Here is a 15393-nt window from a genome sequence, read left to right as displayed (position 1 = left end):
CGGACTGATCGGCCTCCCGATCAAATTCCGCCCGGGTAATTGGGGCTTTCGCGGGTGATCGTGACGTCATGGGCGTGGCTTTCACGAAGTCCGGCGTTGGATATGCGCACAAAGGTGGCGCGCTCGCGGAAGTCTGCAAGGTCACGCCCACCCACATAACCCATAGCGGCTTTCAGGCCGCCCGCAAGCTGGTGCAACACGCCAGCCACAGGTCCTTTGTAGGGAACCTGCCCTTCGATGCCTTCCGGAACCAGTTTCAGCGTATCGCGGACCTCGGCCTGGAAGTAGCGATCGGCCGAGCCGCGCGCCATGGCGCCGACCGAGCCCATGCCGCGGTAAGCCTTGAAGGAGCGGCCCTGGTGCAGATAGACCTCGCCTGGGCTCTCGTCGGTGCCGGCAAGCAGCGAGCCGATCATGGCCGCGCTTGCGCCCGCGGCGAGCGCCTTGGCGAGATCGCCCGAATATTTGATGCCGCCGTCGGCAATGACGCTCACCCCGGCTTTGCTGGCCGTCTCTACCGCCGACATGATCGCCGACAATTGCGGGACGCCGACACCCGCAACGATTCGCGTGGTGCAGATCGAGCCCGGGCCGATGCCGACCTTGACGGCGTCGGCGCCGGCATCGATCAGGGCCTGCGTGCCATCGGCGGTGGCGACGTTGCCGGCCAGGATGCGCACGGAGTTGGAGAGCTTCTTGGCCCGCGCCACCGCATCCAGCACGCGCTGTGAGTGGCCGTGCGCGGTGTCGATGACAAGCAGGTCGACGCCGGCGTCGATCAGGCGTTCGGCGCGCTCGAAACCATCGTCGCCGACGCTGGTGGCAGCGGCGGCGCGCAGCCTCCCTTGTGCGTCCTTTGTGGCATGCGGATTGAGCTGCGACTTCTCGATGTCCTTGACGGTGATCAGGCCGACGCAATTGCCGTTCCTGTCGACCACCACCAGCTTCTCGATGCGGTGCTTGTGCAGCAGGCGCTTGGCCTCGTCCTGGTCGACATTCTCCTTGACCGTGATCAGGTTCTCACGGGTCATCAGCTCGTAGACCTTCTGCGCCGGATCGGAGGCGAAGCGCACGTCGCGGTTGGTGAGGATGCCGACCAGGCGGCCGACCGTGTGGCCGCCGGTGCCGCCATTCTCCACCACCGGAATGCCGGAAATGCTGTTGGAGCGCATCAGCGCCAGCGCGTCGGCAAGCGTGGCGTCCGGACCGATGGTGACCGGGTTCACCACCATGCCGGATTCGAATTTCTTGACCTGCCGGACCTGCTCGGCCTGTTCGGCCGGCGTCAGATTGCGGTGGATGACGCCGATGCCGCCGGCCTGCGCCATCGCGATCGCCAGCCGGGCCTCGGTGACGGTGTCCATCGCCGCCGACAGGATCGGCACGTTGAGGTCGATATCGCCGGCGATGCGGGTGCGGATGTCGGTCTCACCCGGCATGACCTCGGAATGGCCGGGCTGCAAGAGCACGTCGTCGAAGGTCAGCGCCAAGGCGCCGGTGGACGTTTCGATGATTTTTCCCATGGCCAGTCCTTTTGAATGCGGAAAAGGCGCTGGGCCGATTGGCCAGCGCCGACTCTCATCTTCCCTTTCAGGATTGGCGCTGGCTGGTAACACGTCCCGGGACGGAAGAAAAGCCGGTCGTTGCGCGGCGCGCCTGCTTCTCATTTGGTGCCCAGCAGGTCGTCGAGCAACTCGTGGCGCGGTGACACAAAGGGATTGACGATGGTGACGCCGCCCCAAGTGAAGCCATGTTGCAGGTCCTCCGACAAGAGCAGCCGGCAACCCGATTGCGAGGCTGTGGACAGAATGACCGCATCCCAAATGCCGAATCGATGGTCTGCGGCCAGGTCCACGGCCATCATCATCGCCTCGGGCGCCGTTTCGGCAACTGGGAATGCATCGCGCCAGTTCAGAAGTGCGTCCCGGGCTTCTGCATGCGATCGACCTGCCTTGCGCACCAACACATTGAACAATTCGGCAAGAACCTGAACAGGAATGACCGTCCCCTCTTGCGGAACGTTAGCCAGCAGTTCGAGGACGATGTCGCGTTTTTCCGCGTCGTTCACACCTTCAGCATAGGCAAGGACATTGGTGTCGATTGCGACTTTCACCGGTCGTCCTCGTAAAGTTCGTCGCGGGTCCATTTTCCGGCGTTGACAACAGGCTGGCGCCTGAGACGCGACAGCAGCGATGCCCGCGAGCGAGAAGCCACGCCTTCGCTCTTCTCCGCGGGCACAATCCGAGCCACAGGCCGGCCATGACTGGTCACGACATAGCTCTGGCCATCCCGCACGCCACGAAGAATGAGGGAAAACTTGCGATTGGCTTCGGCAGCAGAAACGGCTTCATCCATAATTTGCACCTAGATTGTAGTTATATTCACTACAATAGTGGATCGGTGTCACCTTTGGCAAGCAGTTGCGATGACCACCAGTGGTGCGTTCGCGCAAAAGTGACAGCAATTTAATGCGACACTCGGGCCAAGGCGTGATAACCGCCGGGCGTGCCAGCTCGCCCCCAGCCTGGCTCCAGCTTGGTAAAGACAAATCAGGGCGTTTCCCTTTGAACCGCATCATCCCGCTCATATTGGCGGTCGCTCTTTTCATGGAGAACATGGATTCGACCGTGATCGCGACGTCGCTGCCGGCGATCGCGGTCGACATCCACACCAGCCCGATCGCGCTGAAGCTGGCGCTGACGGCCTATCTGGTGTCGCTGGCGATCTTCATTCCGATCAGCGGCTGGATGGCGGACCGGTTCGGGGCAAAGAACGTGTTCCGCGCCGCGATCGGTGTGTTCATCGCCGGCTCGGTCGCTTGCGCCTTTTCCAATTCGCTGCCGGCTTTCGTGGTGTCGCGCTTCCTGCAGGGCATAGGCGGCGCGATGATGACGCCGGTCGGCCGCCTGGTGCTGGTGCGCGCCACGCCGAAAAGCGAGCTGGTCGCGGCAATGTCCTGGCTGACCGTGCCGGCGCTGGTCGGACCGCTGGTCGGCCCGCCGATCGGCGGCTTCATCACCACCTATCTGACCTGGCACTGGATCTTCCTGATCAACGTGCCGATCGGACTGCTGGGCATCTGGCTTGCCACGCGCTATCTGCCGGAAACCGCGCCGGCCGAGACGCCGCCGCTCGACTTCCCTGGATTTGTGCTCAGCGGTCTCGCAGCGTCCGGCGTCGTCTTTGGCCTTTCCGTGGTCAGCCTGCCGGCGCTGCCGCCGATGGCCGGCTTCATCACGGTGGCGGTCGGAGTGATCTCCGGCGTGCTTTATCTGATGCACGCGCGTCGCGCCAAGAACCCCCTGCTGGCGCTGGAGCTGTTCCGCAACCAGGTCTTCCGATCCTCCGTGCTCGGCGGCTCGCTGTTTCGCATCGGCATCGGCGCCGTACCGTTCCTTTTGCCGCTGATGTTCCAGATCGGCTTCGGGCTGACGCCGTTCCAGTCGGGCATGATCACCTTCGTCTCGGCCATCGGCGCCATCGGCATGAAGTTCGTCACCGCGCTGCTCTTCCGGCTCGCCGGCTTCCGGCGCGTGCTGATCTGGGGCTCGCTGGTCGCGGCCGCCTCGATCGCCATCTACGGCCTGTTCACGCCGCAGACGCCCTATGTGCTGATGCTAGCGATCCTTCTGGTCGGCGGCTTCATCCGCTCGATGTTCTTCACCGGCGTCAATGCGCTCTCCTACGCCGAGATCACGCCCGCCGACACCAGCAAGGCGACGCCGATCACCGCGGTTTTCCAGCAATTGTCGATCGCACTCGGCGTGGCGCTGGCCGGCGGCATCCTCGAAGTCTCGACCTCGATCCATGGCGGGCCGCTGACGCTCAGCGACTTCCACCTCGCCTTCTTCATTGTGGCGGCAGTGTCCGCCGCAGCATCGATCACCTTCATGCGGCTTGCGCCAGAGGCCGGCAGTGCGGTGTCGGGCCATGGCCGGCTGGCCACGCCGAAGACCCTGGAATCGGTGGGCGGGGCGGGGAAGTGAGCCTTTCCCTTCTCCCCTTGTGGGAGAAGGTGGATCGGCGCGATAGCGCCGAGACGGATGAGGGGTGCTGGAAGAAATGAGGCGCGGAAGAATAGTATGCTTCAAGCGCATATTTCTTCGCCGCAGCGATCCTTCCAACACCCCTCATCCGGCCGCTTCGCGGCCACCTTCTCCCGCAAGGGGAGAAGGGGGAGCCTACCCCTTGAACTCCTTCGCCAGCAAATAAAGCTCCACCGATTCATCCCTTGAAGCCGGCGGCTTCACATGATGGACGGACCGAAAATTCTGCTTCAGCAGCGACAAGAGCTCGTTTTCGGCGCCGCCCTGAAAGGTCTTGGCGAGGAAATGGCCGCCGGGCTTGAGCACGTGCAGCGCGAAATCGGCCGCGACTTCGCACAGATGCATGGTGCGCAGATGATCCGTGCGGCGGTGGCCGGTGGTGGGTGCTGCCATATCGGACAGCACCACATCCGGCTGGCCGCCCAGCGCCTCGGCAAGCCTTTGCGGCGCATCGGGATCGAGGAAATCCATCTGCAGGATGACCGCGCCCGGAACTGCATCCATTTCGAGATAGTCGATGCCGACGACATGCGGATTTTCCGCCGTCGACTTCGTCCGCGCAGCCGCCACCTGACACCAGCCGCCAGGCGCGGCGCCCAGGTCGATCACCTTCATGCCGGGCTTCAGCAAATGGTGCTTGTCGTCGATCTCGATCAGCTTGTAGGCGGCGCGGGAGCGGTAGCCGTCGGCCTTGGAGCGTTGCACATAAGGATCGTTCATGTGGCGCTCGAGCCAGCGGCGCGACGATTCCTTCAAGCCGCTCTTCTTCTTGATGCGGGTCTTGAGGACGCGCAAGCTGGCCGAGCCCGGCTTTTCAGGTTTCTTCGTCATGAGCGCTCATCCTCGCGCATGATCTTTTCCAAAAACCGGCTTCCACTTTTTGGGATCATGCGCCGCGCCCGCCATCGCGCCAGACGCCGTCATCGGCCATCAGCTCGCTCAGGATACCCTCGCGCAGGCCGCGATCGGCGACACGCAGCCGCTCGGATGGCCACACACCGCGGATCGCCTCCAGAATGGCGCAGCCGGCGAGCACGAGGTCGGCGCGGTCGGCGCCGATGCAGGGATTGGCGCAACGCTGCTGGAAATCCCAGCCGATCAGCCGCTCGATCATGCGATCGACGCTGTCGCGGTCCATCCACAGCCCGTCGACGCGGCGGCGGTCGTAGCGCTCGAGATCGAGATGCACGCCGGCGAGCGTCGTCACCGTCCCGGAGGTGCCAAGCAGATGGAAGTTGGGGCTGGCCAGCACATGCGCGAGCCGGTCGCGGCCATCGAAGGCCTTCAGCCGCGCGGCCACATCGTCGACCATCGCGGCAAAGGTCTCGCGCGTCACGGTGCGGCCGCCGAAGCGTTCGGCAAGCGAGACGACGCCGACGGGCAGCGACGTCCAGGACACGATGTGATTGGCCAGACGTGGCGAGCGCCGTCCGGTCAGGTCGATCAGCGCGATTTCCGACGAGCCGCCGCCGATGTCGAACAGCACCACGCCCTGCGTGTCGCGCTCGACCAGCGAGCCGCAGCCGGAAACGGCAAGGCGTGCCTCGGTCTGGCGGTCGATGATCTCGAGCTTCAGCCCGGCCTCGCGCTCGACGCGATCCAGGAACTCGACGCCGTTGGCGGCCGAGCGGCAGGCCTCGGTGGCGATCAGCCTGGCTTTCCTGATCTTGCGGTTTCGCAGCTTCTCGCCGCACACCTTCAACGCCTCGACAGCACGATCCATCGCCGCCTGGCCGAGCCGGCCGCTGGCCGTCAGCCCCTCGCCCAGCCTGACGATGCGCGAAAAAGCGTCGATGACGCGGAATTGGCCATGACGTCCAGGCACCGCGACGAGCAGCCGGCAATTGTTGGTGCCGAGGTCGAGCGCGGCGAAGACAGGCAATTCCTGCGGCGGCGGACGTGGTGGAGACTGGAGCGGCGGCCTTCGCTCAGCCTGCAAGGGCGGGCTCGGAGGCTGGCTTGCCGTCGTGCCGGCAGGCGCAGGCTGCGGCACGGCGCCGTTCTCGTCGCGCGCGAACACCTTGCGACCGCGCTTGCGCTTGCGGCGCTTGCGCGTCTTGCCTTTCGGCTGATCGGCCTGACTGGCGCCAGTTTGTCTCTGGTCGACATGTTTGGGGCCGGCATGTTTGGGGCCGGGATGTCTGGGGTCGGCATGTCTTTGGTGCGCACCCGCGTGGCGACTGAATCGCACCTGTTGCGGGCTCGCCGACTGCGTCGGCGATGCCCCGGACATGCCCACTGCCGACGCGCCCGCGCCGGTATCGTGGTCTTCCACTTCAGTTCCTTCCGGCGCCGCGCGAACCGGGAACGGACGCAGCAGGCACCTCGGTTTGTTTCAAGTTGGCAACAGAGTAGCAGTGCCGTTCACAATCACCAAGAGCGCATTGATCCGAATTTTGCCAAGGTCACGTCGGGCAATGTCGTGCCGGTTGAATAGCCGGCTTCAATCAGGCATGTCTCAAATGCGGGTTCGAAGAGGTTGGGCACCATCAAACAATGAGCTGCAACGCATGATGACGACGCCATGAATTGGAGGCGCTATTTCTGGCCGGTAATAGGCATCGCGGCCGTCGCGTTCTCGCTGTGGCTGCTCATCCACGAATTGCGCGGCATTTCGTTGAACGATGTCTGGGCCGGCATCGCCGCGATCCCGCCGCGCGGCTGGGTGCTCGCGGCGCTGAGCTCACTGGTCGCCTATGCCTCGCTCGCCGGCTACGACCACATTGCGCTCTTACATATCGGCAAGAGAGTGTCGTGGCTGTTCGTCACGCTGTGCTCCTTCACAACCTACGCGGTGTCGCACAATATCGGCGGCTCGGTGTTCTCGGGCGCGGTGATCCGCTATCGCGCCTATGGCACAAGGGGGCTGACCGGCCAGGAGATCGGCGTGCTGGTGGCGATCTGCTGGTTCACCTTCATCCTGTCCAGCGTTTTCCTCGGCGGCCTCGTCCTGCTGTTCGAGCCGCAGATCATCGATCGCTTCACCGGCGCGCCGCACCATGGCGCCGCCTTCGCCGCGGGGCTGGCCATGCTCATCCTCGTCGGCGCCTATGCCTTCGGCAGCTGGCTGGGGCTGAGACCGCTGAAGATCGGCAGCTTCGAGCTCCACTACCCGGCGCTGCCGATCGTGGCGCGACAGTTGCTGATCGGGCCGGTCGAGCTGCTGGCAGCCGCCGCGATCATCTATTTTGCCCTGCCCGAAGCCGGCAATCCCGGTTATTTCGTGGTGCTCGGCGTGTTCATGGTCTCGTTCTCGATCGGGCTCCTGTCGCATGCGCCGGGCGCGCTTGGCGTGTTCGAGGTCGTCTTCCTCACCGGCCTGTCCGACATGGACCCTGTGGGCGTGCTTGCCGCGCTTCTGGTGTTCCGCCTGTTCTATCTCATCATTCCGCTTCTGATCGGCCTTTGCATGGTGCTCTATTTCGAGCATTCGCAATACAGCAAAGGCGGCAGTTGAACCCTCCTGCCGCCTCCGCGGGGAGCATCCGCAAAAAGGCTGCAATTGATCTCAGTTGCGGGCTTGACTATTTTCCGATGGCGGCTACAAGGCAGCGCTCGCGGCATATGAGCCGCTCGGCTAGCGCGACACCAGACGCGCCTGCTGGGGAATAGGTTAACGGTAGACCCACGGACTCTGACTCCGTTAGTCCTGGTTCGAATCCAGGTTCCCCAGCCACTCTAACTCCTTGTAATTGCAGCGTTTTTAGCTTCATCGGATGCGCGTCACTTGTTGCAGCGGTTTGCAACAAAATACGAATAAAAACAACGAGGGGACCAAGAACCCCGACACACCCCCTGCAACTGAACTGCAACAAAACGGGAGCTCCTGCCCCACCCCGGGCGGGAGTTAACCACTGTGATTCATTGCGCAAATTTGCCCTTGTTGGTGGTCCTTAAAAATGCATTAATGGACGTCTCAGCCCCTCATTTGGGCACCTAGACAGTGTCGGGAGCAACACCCGGCGGTAGCGCAGCCTCAGCGCCGACTGTCTAGTGGATTCGTCGGCGTCTCTAACGGAGAGCCGATATGGCGATAAAGCAAGACGAAGATCACGACATCGTTTGGACGCTCGAAGCGATTGGCAAAGTCATCAATCGCGACAAGCGAGCTGTCGAATATCTCATCGACCGATATGCCGACTTCCCTGTGAAGAAAGTTGCGGGCGGATACGTGGCGAGCCGCAAGGCCCTGCTCGCTTACCTCCTTGAGAAGGAGGCAGCGTGATGACCCATAAAGAAACGCCGGCCCTGAGTGAACAGGACCGGCGCGACAGGAGATCATAAGCACAGCACGTCCCGAGCTTGGGCAATGCTCGCAAAACCCTACCCCATTTCAACCGCAAATTGCAATGGATTTTAAAGAGTAGGGCAATGACACAACCACCATCAACGTCTGAGCGCTTTGCCGCGCGTTTTCGCGGATACACTGCCGCCTACGGTCGGTATGTGATCCAGCGCGTGAACGAGAAGGGCAAGAATGAAGGCAAGGCGACGACAATTGAAGAGCCCGTGACGCAAGCGCTTTTTGATGACCATCTTGAGGGCAAGGCTTCCCTTGGGATCTTGCCGCTCGACGACAACGACAAGGTAAGCTGGGCATGCATTGATATTGACGAGATCGGCATCGATCATACGGCCCTGATCAAGAAGATCGATGAACTTCGCTTGCCACTGGTCGTCTGTCGATCCAAGTCGGGCGGCGCGCATTGTTTCCTGTTTCTCGCCCAGCCATCTGACGCCGATTTCGTGCGCCGTTATCTCGTCGCCTGCGCGGCCGCGCTTGGTTACCCTGGGACCGAAGTCTTTCCCAAGCAGACACAGCGCAAGGAGGGCGATGTCGGCAATTGGCTGAACCTCCCCTATTTCTTCGAGTCAAAGACGAACCGCTATGCTGTAGCGGACGACGGCGATGTCCTGTCCCTAGATGACTTTCTGAACAAGGCGGATGCAAAGGCGGCGGCGGTGGAGAGCCTAGTCGCCCCAAGTGTTCCGGTTGAACTGGTGCCGCTTAAACGTGGCGAGAAGTTCGTCCTGCCAGATGTGATTCCAGAGAGTGGCGGTCCCTACCACGGGCGAAACAGCACCCTGTTCAAATACGGGTGTTCACTCCAAGCCAAGGGGTGGGAGGATGAAAAGATTGATGCCGAGTTGCGGTTGGTCAACGCCGAGCGATGCGACCCGCCGCTTAAGCTTGGCATGGTTCAGACAATCATCAATCGAGTGCTGAGCTACGAGAAAGGTAGGCCTATTCCTGAATGGGTCGAGGAGATGAACGACCGGCATGCTGTCGTGGCGGAGGCTGGGAAAGCATTCGTGCTCAACCTCCGGGACTGGGACCCGGCGATGAAACGGCGTGTCCTCACCTACAGCAGCTTCACCGACTTTAAGAACCTCTATTGCAATGCCTATGTCCAGCTTGGCGAGAAGTATGCCGCCAAGGGCGCGGCGTGGCTCGCGCACCCGCAGCGCCGCCAATTCAACGGGACAACGTTCGCCCCCGGCGATGACACGCCAGGTTGGTTCAACACATGGCAGGGCTTCTCGGTCGAACCGATACAAGGCGATTGGTCGCTTCTGAAAAGCCACATCTTCGAGAACCTGTGCAGCTCCAACCCCATTTTCCTCGACTATCTGCTTGGCTGGATGGCCTTTGCAGTGCAGCGCCCGCAGCAAGTCCCAGAAGTTGCGGTCGTGCTCATGGGAGGGCGTGGCACCGGCAAGGGCATAGTAGTCAACGCGCATGGAAGTCTGATGCGCGAGCATTACGTGTCTGTCTCGAACCCCGAGCATGTCAGCGGCAAGTTCAACGCTCACCTCAAGGACACGGTTATCCTGTTCTTGGACGAAGCTTTCTGGGCCGGCGACAAGAAGGGCGAAGGCACTTTGAAGCGGCTCATCACCGATGAGTTTATTCCGGTCGAGAAGAAGCGGATCGACGTGGTTATGTCGAGGAACTATTGCCACGTCTGGGTCGCATCCAATGAGCGATGGGCCGTGCCAAGCGGACTGGATGAGAGGCGCTTCTTTGTCCTCGACGTATCCAAGGCGAAGCAGCAAGACCATGAATACTTCGGCGCCATAGCTAAGCAGTTGGACGAAGGTGGGCGGGCGGCGATGTTATATGACCTGCTTCATCTGGATTTGACCAATTTCAACCCTCGGCATGCCCCGATGACCCCTGCCCTGTTTAGGCAGAAGATCCATTCGATGGATAAGAAGACGGCGTGGTGGTTTGAATGCCTCTGGAACGGCGAAATCACGCTTAAGCGCAGCGACGACACCGACGAGGAAAGCGCCAGCGGCTGGAAGCGTGAGGTGGTGAAGGAGAAGGTGTATCAAGCCTATCTCGAACACTCCGGCAACGCTGGTGCTAAGGCGCATCGAGGCACGCAAACGGAGCTTGGCATGTTCCTGAATTCGATACTTCCTGATGGATGGCCGAGGGACAAGCGCGTCGGGACGACGAAGTGGGATACTGATGGTGACGGTAAGAGAAGACCGATACCGACAACGGCTCCGGGGTGGGAGTTGCCGCGACTTGATGAGTGTCGAGCGTGGTTTGATAGGGAGTCCAAGCAGACTAACGATTGGCCGGAAGTCTACGGCGTCGATGACGAGGACATCCCGTTTTAGGCGGTGGCTACCGACCTTGTTTTTGTTCCAGTGCGAAAAAGCGAAAGGTCGGTAGTGAAAAGTCCCAGCAAATCCAGAGGGTTCAAGAAGCTGCTACCGACCTTACCGACCTTACCGACCTTTTGGGAGTGTTACGCCAACTGGAAGCTGCACGCTGCGGCTTAACGTTGCTGTAGGGTCGGCAAGGTCGGTAGAACGCCTTGCCTGCGTATGCTGCTCCACCTGGAAAATTCAGAGGATCAGACATTCATCGCGAAGACCGCCGTTTTATTGCGCGCGCCCCTCGTTGACACCACTGGGCTAAGTTTCCGGCAGGACTAGAATATTATTCATCCTCAAGTGTGATTTCGGTCACCCCTAAGCGATTCTAAATACTACTGAAAATAATGGTTAAAAGTTCTAGTTGCAGTGAAAGTTGCAGTCGCCTTACGCTTTCCACTACGTCAACTAGAAGCAAAACAAGCCTGCCGATAGCAGCTTGCGCAGCTTTTTAGACAGCCAGCACCAAGTGGAGCAAGCAGCTATGGCAAACACATTCGCAGGTTCGAAGATCTACATTGGCACAAGCATGGCCGCCATCAACCAGAGCCAGTTTGAGGCGGACAACTATGTCGAGATCGGGCAGGTCAGCAACATGGGCGAGTTCGGCTCTGTCGCCAACATCGTCCAGTTTCCAACCGTGAGCGATGACTTCGTCGACAAAGCAAAAGGCACCCGCAATGCGGGCGACCCGGCGCTCGTCGTCGGACGCAGCTCCACGGACCCCGGCCAGATCGCTCTGCGCGCTGCCGAAGCCACCAAGTTCAAGTACAACTTCAAGGTCGAGATTGCCGACGCGATCGATGAGCAGCACACCAACACGGTCGTCTACTTCCGCGCGCTGGTGGCCGGTGCCAACCTCACAACCGGCGGCAACGAAACCTTCGTGACCGAGACCTACGCGCTGGGCATCTACCCCCGCCCGCTGGTGGTCGAGAGCGCGCTGATCCCCTCGCCGTAAGCGAACATGCACGCCATGGCAAAGTATCCAGTTCCGCGACACCGGAACTTCCAGTCGCGCGTCACCATGGGCAAGGACCTCCTGCCGGGCATCGATGGGCGCTCGAAGTGGGCGCGGCGAATGCACGACTTAATCGCCAACTACGTCGTAGACCTTGGTGGCGAAGAGCGTGTCACTCAGGCCCAATTCACCCTGATCAAAGCCGCCGCCACTATGACCATCATCTTGGAAAACTGGGAGGTCGAGTTCGCCAAGATCGGCAAGGACACCCTCGTCACCCTGAAGGACCTGCTGACCTACCAAACCACGCAGAACAGCCTGCGCCGCACTCTGGAATCGCTTGGGCTGGACCGCGTCAACGCTCCGCGCGATGGCACCTCTAGGCAGATGCAAGAATACCGTCTCAACCAGCTCACCGCAGATGAACGCGAACGGCTCAAGCCTCTGCTGGAATTGGTAGGGCCAAACCACAACTTAGAAAAGCTGAAAGCAGAGCAGCTCAACGAGCTTCATTCCCTACTGCAAAAAGCCCTCCCAATGAAAATCATCGACGGGACTTATTCACGATGAGCCACGACATGCGAGCCGGTGACATCATCAAATCCCGCAAAGGGAACGTCTGGATCGTCGCCGCTGTAATTGAGAACGGCGCGCCCATCGACCTGCCAGCTGGACGCCACCTGTTGCTTATCAGGGATCACGACACAGCGAGCGGCACCGAACTTCTGATGACGCTGCGCCCCGAATGCGATCTGCACCGCGGGCACAAGCGCAACTATTTCGACCCCGGATTTACGAGCGCGCGCTTCGGTGCCGATAGCTCCATCACTCTGTTCAAGGAGGATGCGCTGTACGTGGCGGTGGCTGCGCCAAAGCCCACCCATCCCTTCATCGAGCAGTTTGAGAGCGGCAAGATGCTGGCGAGAGCGCCGCGCGAATTCGCTGAGTTGTTCGTCACCGTGCAGCGCGACTTCGACGACGGCCATTCCGAGCATCTGACGATCCCACGCTGGCAATTCGCCCTGCTCGTGCAGCGGGACCGCGACGCCAAGCCGCCAATCGACCTTTCAGCGGTGGAGCAGCGCCTCGCTCAACCTGGGGAAATCTGATGGCACGCGAGGGCGATATTGTCGTCACGGAAAGCGGCCTCAAATGGGTCGTGCTGGAACTGATTGGCAACGCGCATGGCGGCCAAGACGCTCGCCTAATCCGCAAGTCTGATGACAGCCGTTCGACTGGCTTGCTCAAGGATGCTGCTGGGCTGACGGTGGTTGAAAGCGAGCCCTTTCAGGAGGGCGACCGCGTTACCGTCAATGGGCTGGCAGGGAGCTATCTGGAAACGCAGAACGGCTTCGCCCGCGTGCTGCTGGACGCGAGAACGATGACCACGGAGACGGGCCTTAGCATCGGGCTGGACGCAGCTATTGCGAGCATGAGCATTGCCCTGCTCGTTCTGGAAAATCGGGCGCTGTGATGGGTTTCCAGATTGGCGATATCGTCATTTCAGCACCTGGCAGCGGGCAGGCTACGCGATCAACATACGTGACAGCTGGATTCATCACCAATCCTCGCGGTGGGCGGGATGTAAAGCTCCTCCGCAAGGCGCCGTCCGCACACGGCGGATACAGCGGATTGCAAACCCATGAGAGCAAGCTGCGATCCGTTGAAAGGCCGGTCTTTAAGCCCGGCAGCAAAGTGCTGGTCGAGGGCTTCAAGGGCGTATTCATGAGCTTCGAAAGAGGTGGCGAAGTTGTTCGCGTCATGCTGGCACCGCGACGGCGAGCATTCACCGGCCTTGGTTTCATAGACATTGGTCCCGCCGTGGCGCGCGTCAGCTACGCGCTGTTTGTGATCGAAAATTGCAAAGTCTGATGGAGAAATAGTCATGGCAATCAAAGTCCCCCTGGACCTGAATGAAGCATTCGTGGATCGGCTCGCGGAGACCGATCCGGCAACCGGCGCTCCTGTCGCTGACCCCGTGATCAGCGGGCTTTCGAACGCGGTGAAGCTGGCACGCGAGCAGGCAACGGTGCTCGCTAATCTTGAAAAGGCAGCGCTGGCAGATCGAACGCAAACGCCCGAAGCCAATGTCCTGCGCGTCGCTACCGCTGCATCCAAAGCTGGCCAACGCGTTGCCGCTCAGCTTGACGCCGCGCTGACGCGAGCCAAGACGGAGATCGCCAATATCGAGAAGCGTACCGGGGCACCACCGCCGCCCAAGGATAGCGTTGCACTGGGTATCGAGGCCGAAATCAGGGCGCGCCTCGCTGCCATGGGCGACAAGGAGCGCGCCGACGCCATCGCGCAGGCGAAGGCCCGAAACGACGAGATCGTTATCGCCGCCGTGCTGCGCGGCCCTGCCATGCTCACGGGCCTTGGCGCAGCGCAGCTGGACTCCATCCGCCATCACTATCGGCAGCACACCCACGGCGCTGACTATGCCCGCTTGCAACGCCTGACAAAGGCGGTGGAGGCTATGGAGCGGTCGGGACGCCTGTTTGTTGGGATCGTGAAGTCAGCAGCCGACACGCCGATGGCGCGTCAGGCAGCAATCGCGCAGCGCGAGGCTGAGGCCGCCGCTGCTCACGCCGCAGGAGTATAACCCATGGCAGACCCGAACAACTATTACGTCCAGGTGCATGATCAAGAGCAACTGTTGCGGTTGCCGCGCCGCATCGCGGCGGATGCGCTGGATGACATTCCGGAAGCCTACCGTGCCGCCTACGTTGAAGAAGAAGACCCAAGCAGGGGCTTCAGGCTGGTGACCAGCGTGGCTGATGTCATCCGCGATGGCTCGGCCCAAATTGCAGCCCTTAAAGCTCAGTTCGACGGTCTTAAGACCAAGTATGAGACAGACTTGGCGACTGCCAAGCAGTCACGGGTGCAGGACAAGATCGATGCCGCCCTCTACAGCACCTGCAAAGACGCTGGAGTTCCCGACGGGCTGATGGAAGGGGCTATCGCGCTGCTTTCGCGCGACACGACATTCGAGGTCGATGAGAGCTACGAATTTGGTGGCGGCACTGTTATCGCGACCCGCGATGGCAGGCGGCACTCGGTCGAAGGGCTGGTGGAGAGCTTTCTCGATAGCGACGAGGGCGCGGGCTTCCGTGGGAAGCGCCGCGCCGCTCCGTCTGACGGCTATTTCACTGGGCTTCTGGGGCGGCGCTGACTGCCTGCCCCTTGCCGAAGGTCCGGGCGGCCTTTGCCTTGGGCTTCTTGGGAGCGTCCACGCTGTAGGACATCACGCCGTCCTTGAGGGCACCGGTAATCGTGACGCCCGAACGCTTCACATCGCTAATCAGCGAGTAAGCTGCCTGCTTGCTGATTGAAAGCTTTTCAGCGATCTGCTGGACGCTGGCGCCACCCTCGCGCAGCATCGTCTCAACCATGCTCTTCTTGGTGGCGGGCTTGGGGGTGTCAGTCTTGCTCTTGGACATTGCTGTTCTCCTGTCTGGTTGCGTCCTCAGATGGACGAAAACAGCATGGAGGAACATATTCCTATGGTAGAGCGACTGGCAGTTGTCACCTGACTTTTGATGCCTGTGAATCGCGAGCACCAACGTTCACTTTTTTGGAACCCCCCTCCCAAGCGCAACCGAAAGCCGAGTATTTACAGAGTCATCTTTCACACGGAGATTCGCCCAAGATGACTTCGCTCCAGATTGCCTACACCATGATTGCCATATCGTACCTCGTTGCGGTTTATGCTCT

General features: G+C 61.1%; 17 protein-coding genes and 1 tRNA gene. 12 read left to right on the top strand and 6 right to left on the bottom strand.

What is annotated here, in order from left to right:
• Window positions 1–20: 20 nt before the first annotated feature.
• The 3 genes from guaB to EN862_RS20935 form a co-directional block, all read right to left on the bottom strand.
• A complete protein-coding gene (gene guaB, locus EN862_RS20945; RefSeq protein ID WP_126082971.1) occupies window positions 21–1523 on the bottom strand; it encodes an IMP dehydrogenase in 1503 nt (500 codons plus the stop codon).
• A 140-nt stretch (window positions 1524–1663) separates the two neighbouring features.
• Window positions 1664–2113 carry a PIN domain-containing protein gene (locus EN862_RS20940; RefSeq protein WP_127867800.1) on the bottom strand — a complete coding sequence of 150 codons (450 nt, stop codon included), beginning with the start codon at window positions 2111–2113 and terminating at the stop codon, window positions 1664–1666.
• A complete protein-coding gene (locus EN862_RS20935) occupies window positions 2110–2355 on the bottom strand; it encodes a type II toxin-antitoxin system prevent-host-death family antitoxin (protein ID WP_127867799.1) in 246 nt (81 codons plus the stop codon). The genes EN862_RS20940 and EN862_RS20935 overlap by 4 nt, the downstream gene beginning before the upstream one ends.
• A 209-nt stretch (window positions 2356–2564) precedes the next feature.
• Between EN862_RS20935 and EN862_RS20930 the strand changes: the two genes are divergently transcribed.
• Window positions 2565–3986 (top strand): MFS transporter, encoded by a 1422-nt coding sequence (locus EN862_RS20930; protein ID WP_127867798.1) that lies wholly within the window; start codon window positions 2565–2567, stop codon window positions 3984–3986.
• 195 nt (window positions 3987–4181) lie between these two features.
• Here the strand turns inward: EN862_RS20930 and EN862_RS20925 are convergent, their stop codons facing one another.
• Together EN862_RS20925 and EN862_RS20920 are read right to left on the bottom strand one after the other, a co-directional pair.
• On the bottom strand, window positions 4182–4877 hold the full coding sequence (locus tag EN862_RS20925; RefSeq protein ID WP_127867797.1) for an RlmE family RNA methyltransferase: 696 nt from the start codon (window positions 4875–4877) through the stop codon (window positions 4182–4184).
• Between the two features lie 55 nt (window positions 4878–4932).
• Window positions 4933–6321: a Ppx/GppA phosphatase family protein gene (locus EN862_RS20920; protein ID WP_127867796.1), complete on the bottom strand. Its 1389-nt coding sequence runs from the start codon at window positions 6319–6321 to the stop codon at window positions 4933–4935.
• 249 nt (window positions 6322–6570) lie between these two features.
• Between EN862_RS20920 and EN862_RS20915 the strand changes: the two genes are divergently transcribed.
• From EN862_RS20915 to EN862_RS20865, 11 genes are all read left to right on the top strand, one after another.
• Entirely contained in the window at window positions 6571–7503 is a 933-nt protein-coding gene (locus tag EN862_RS20915) for a YbhN family protein (RefSeq protein ID WP_127867795.1), read from the top strand.
• 145 nt (window positions 7504–7648) lie between these two features.
• Window positions 7649–7722 (top strand) — tRNA-Gln (locus EN862_RS20910).
• A gap of 351 nt (window positions 7723–8073) precedes the next feature.
• Window positions 8074–8271, top strand: coding sequence for a hypothetical protein (locus EN862_RS20905; protein ID WP_127867794.1), 198 nt, complete (start codon window positions 8074–8076; stop codon window positions 8269–8271).
• A gap of 146 nt (window positions 8272–8417) precedes the next feature.
• Entirely contained in the window at window positions 8418–10679 is a 2262-nt protein-coding gene (locus EN862_RS20900) for a DUF5906 domain-containing protein (RefSeq protein WP_127867793.1), read from the top strand.
• 568 nt (window positions 10680–11247) lie between these two features.
• Window positions 11248–11679: a hypothetical protein gene (locus EN862_RS20895; protein WP_127867792.1), complete on the top strand. Its 432-nt coding sequence runs from the start codon at window positions 11248–11250 to the stop codon at window positions 11677–11679.
• A gap of 66 nt (window positions 11680–11745) precedes the next feature.
• Window positions 11746–12249 (top strand): hypothetical protein, encoded by a 504-nt coding sequence (locus EN862_RS20890; RefSeq protein ID WP_127867791.1) that lies wholly within the window; start codon window positions 11746–11748, stop codon window positions 12247–12249.
• A complete protein-coding gene (locus EN862_RS20885) occupies window positions 12246–12788 on the top strand; it encodes a hypothetical protein (RefSeq protein ID WP_127867790.1) in 543 nt (180 codons plus the stop codon). Before EN862_RS20890 ends, EN862_RS20885 begins: the two co-directional genes overlap by 4 nt.
• On the top strand, window positions 12788–13153 hold the full coding sequence (locus tag EN862_RS20880) for a hypothetical protein (protein ID WP_127867789.1): 366 nt from the start codon (window positions 12788–12790) through the stop codon (window positions 13151–13153). The genes EN862_RS20885 and EN862_RS20880 overlap by 1 nt, the downstream gene beginning before the upstream one ends.
• Complete coding sequence (locus EN862_RS20875) at window positions 13153–13551, top strand: hypothetical protein (RefSeq protein ID WP_127867788.1); 399 nt, start codon at window positions 13153–13155, stop codon at window positions 13549–13551. Before EN862_RS20880 ends, EN862_RS20875 begins: the two co-directional genes overlap by 1 nt.
• 13 nt (window positions 13552–13564) lie before the next feature.
• The gene (locus tag EN862_RS20870; RefSeq protein ID WP_127867787.1) at window positions 13565–14281 is read left to right on the top strand and encodes a hypothetical protein; all 717 of its coding nucleotides are present in this window, start codon (window positions 13565–13567) and stop codon (window positions 14279–14281) included.
• 3 nt (window positions 14282–14284) lie between these two features.
• Window positions 14285–14851 carry a hypothetical protein gene (locus EN862_RS20865; RefSeq protein WP_127867786.1) on the top strand — a complete coding sequence of 189 codons (567 nt, stop codon included), beginning with the start codon at window positions 14285–14287 and terminating at the stop codon, window positions 14849–14851.
• Here the strand turns inward: EN862_RS20865 and EN862_RS20860 are convergent.
• Entirely contained in the window at window positions 14826–15119 is a 294-nt protein-coding gene (locus tag EN862_RS20860; protein ID WP_189401264.1) for an HTH domain-containing protein, read from the bottom strand. The two genes, EN862_RS20865 and EN862_RS20860, sit on opposite strands and share 26 nt — an antisense overlap.
• Between the last annotated feature and the right edge of the window lie 274 nt (window positions 15120–15393).

It is taken from the genome of Mesorhizobium sp. M2E.F.Ca.ET.219.01.1.1 (assembly GCF_004016445.2).
Taxonomy (GTDB): Bacteria; Pseudomonadota; Alphaproteobacteria; order Rhizobiales; family Rhizobiaceae; genus Mesorhizobium.
This window is presented reverse-complemented; position numbering and strand designations above follow the sequence as displayed.

Excerpts from the sequence above, each read along its gene's own strand:
- guaB (WP_126082971.1), bottom strand. The coding sequence starts at position 1,523 with ATGGGAAAAATCATCGAAACGTCCACCGGCGCCTTGGCGCTGACCTTC.
- EN862_RS20935 (WP_127867799.1), bottom strand. The coding sequence starts at position 2,355 with ATGGATGAAGCCGTTTCTGCTGCCGAAGCCAATCGCAAGTTTTCCCTC.
- EN862_RS20925 (WP_127867797.1), bottom strand. The coding sequence starts at position 4,877 with ATGACGAAGAAACCTGAAAAGCCGGGCTCGGCCAGCTTGCGCGTCCTC.
- EN862_RS20915 (WP_127867795.1), top strand. The coding sequence starts at position 6,571 with ATGAATTGGAGGCGCTATTTCTGGCCGGTAATAGGCATCGCGGCCGTC.
- EN862_RS20905 (WP_127867794.1), top strand. The coding sequence starts at position 8,074 with ATGGCGATAAAGCAAGACGAAGATCACGACATCGTTTGGACGCTCGAA.
- EN862_RS20900 (WP_127867793.1), top strand. The coding sequence starts at position 8,418 with ATGACACAACCACCATCAACGTCTGAGCGCTTTGCCGCGCGTTTTCGC.
- EN862_RS20895 (WP_127867792.1), top strand. The coding sequence starts at position 11,248 with ATGGCCGCCATCAACCAGAGCCAGTTTGAGGCGGACAACTATGTCGAG.
- EN862_RS20890 (WP_127867791.1), top strand. The coding sequence starts at position 11,746 with ATGGGCAAGGACCTCCTGCCGGGCATCGATGGGCGCTCGAAGTGGGCG.
- EN862_RS20885 (WP_127867790.1), top strand. The coding sequence starts at position 12,246 with ATGAGCCACGACATGCGAGCCGGTGACATCATCAAATCCCGCAAAGGG.
- EN862_RS20880 (WP_127867789.1), top strand. The coding sequence starts at position 12,788 with ATGGCACGCGAGGGCGATATTGTCGTCACGGAAAGCGGCCTCAAATGG.
- EN862_RS20875 (WP_127867788.1), top strand. The coding sequence starts at position 13,153 with ATGGGTTTCCAGATTGGCGATATCGTCATTTCAGCACCTGGCAGCGGG.
- EN862_RS20870 (WP_127867787.1), top strand. The coding sequence starts at position 13,565 with ATGGCAATCAAAGTCCCCCTGGACCTGAATGAAGCATTCGTGGATCGG.
- EN862_RS20865 (WP_127867786.1), top strand. The coding sequence starts at position 14,285 with ATGGCAGACCCGAACAACTATTACGTCCAGGTGCATGATCAAGAGCAA.
- EN862_RS20860 (WP_189401264.1), bottom strand. The coding sequence starts at position 15,119 with ATGTCCAAGAGCAAGACTGACACCCCCAAGCCCGCCACCAAGAAGAGC.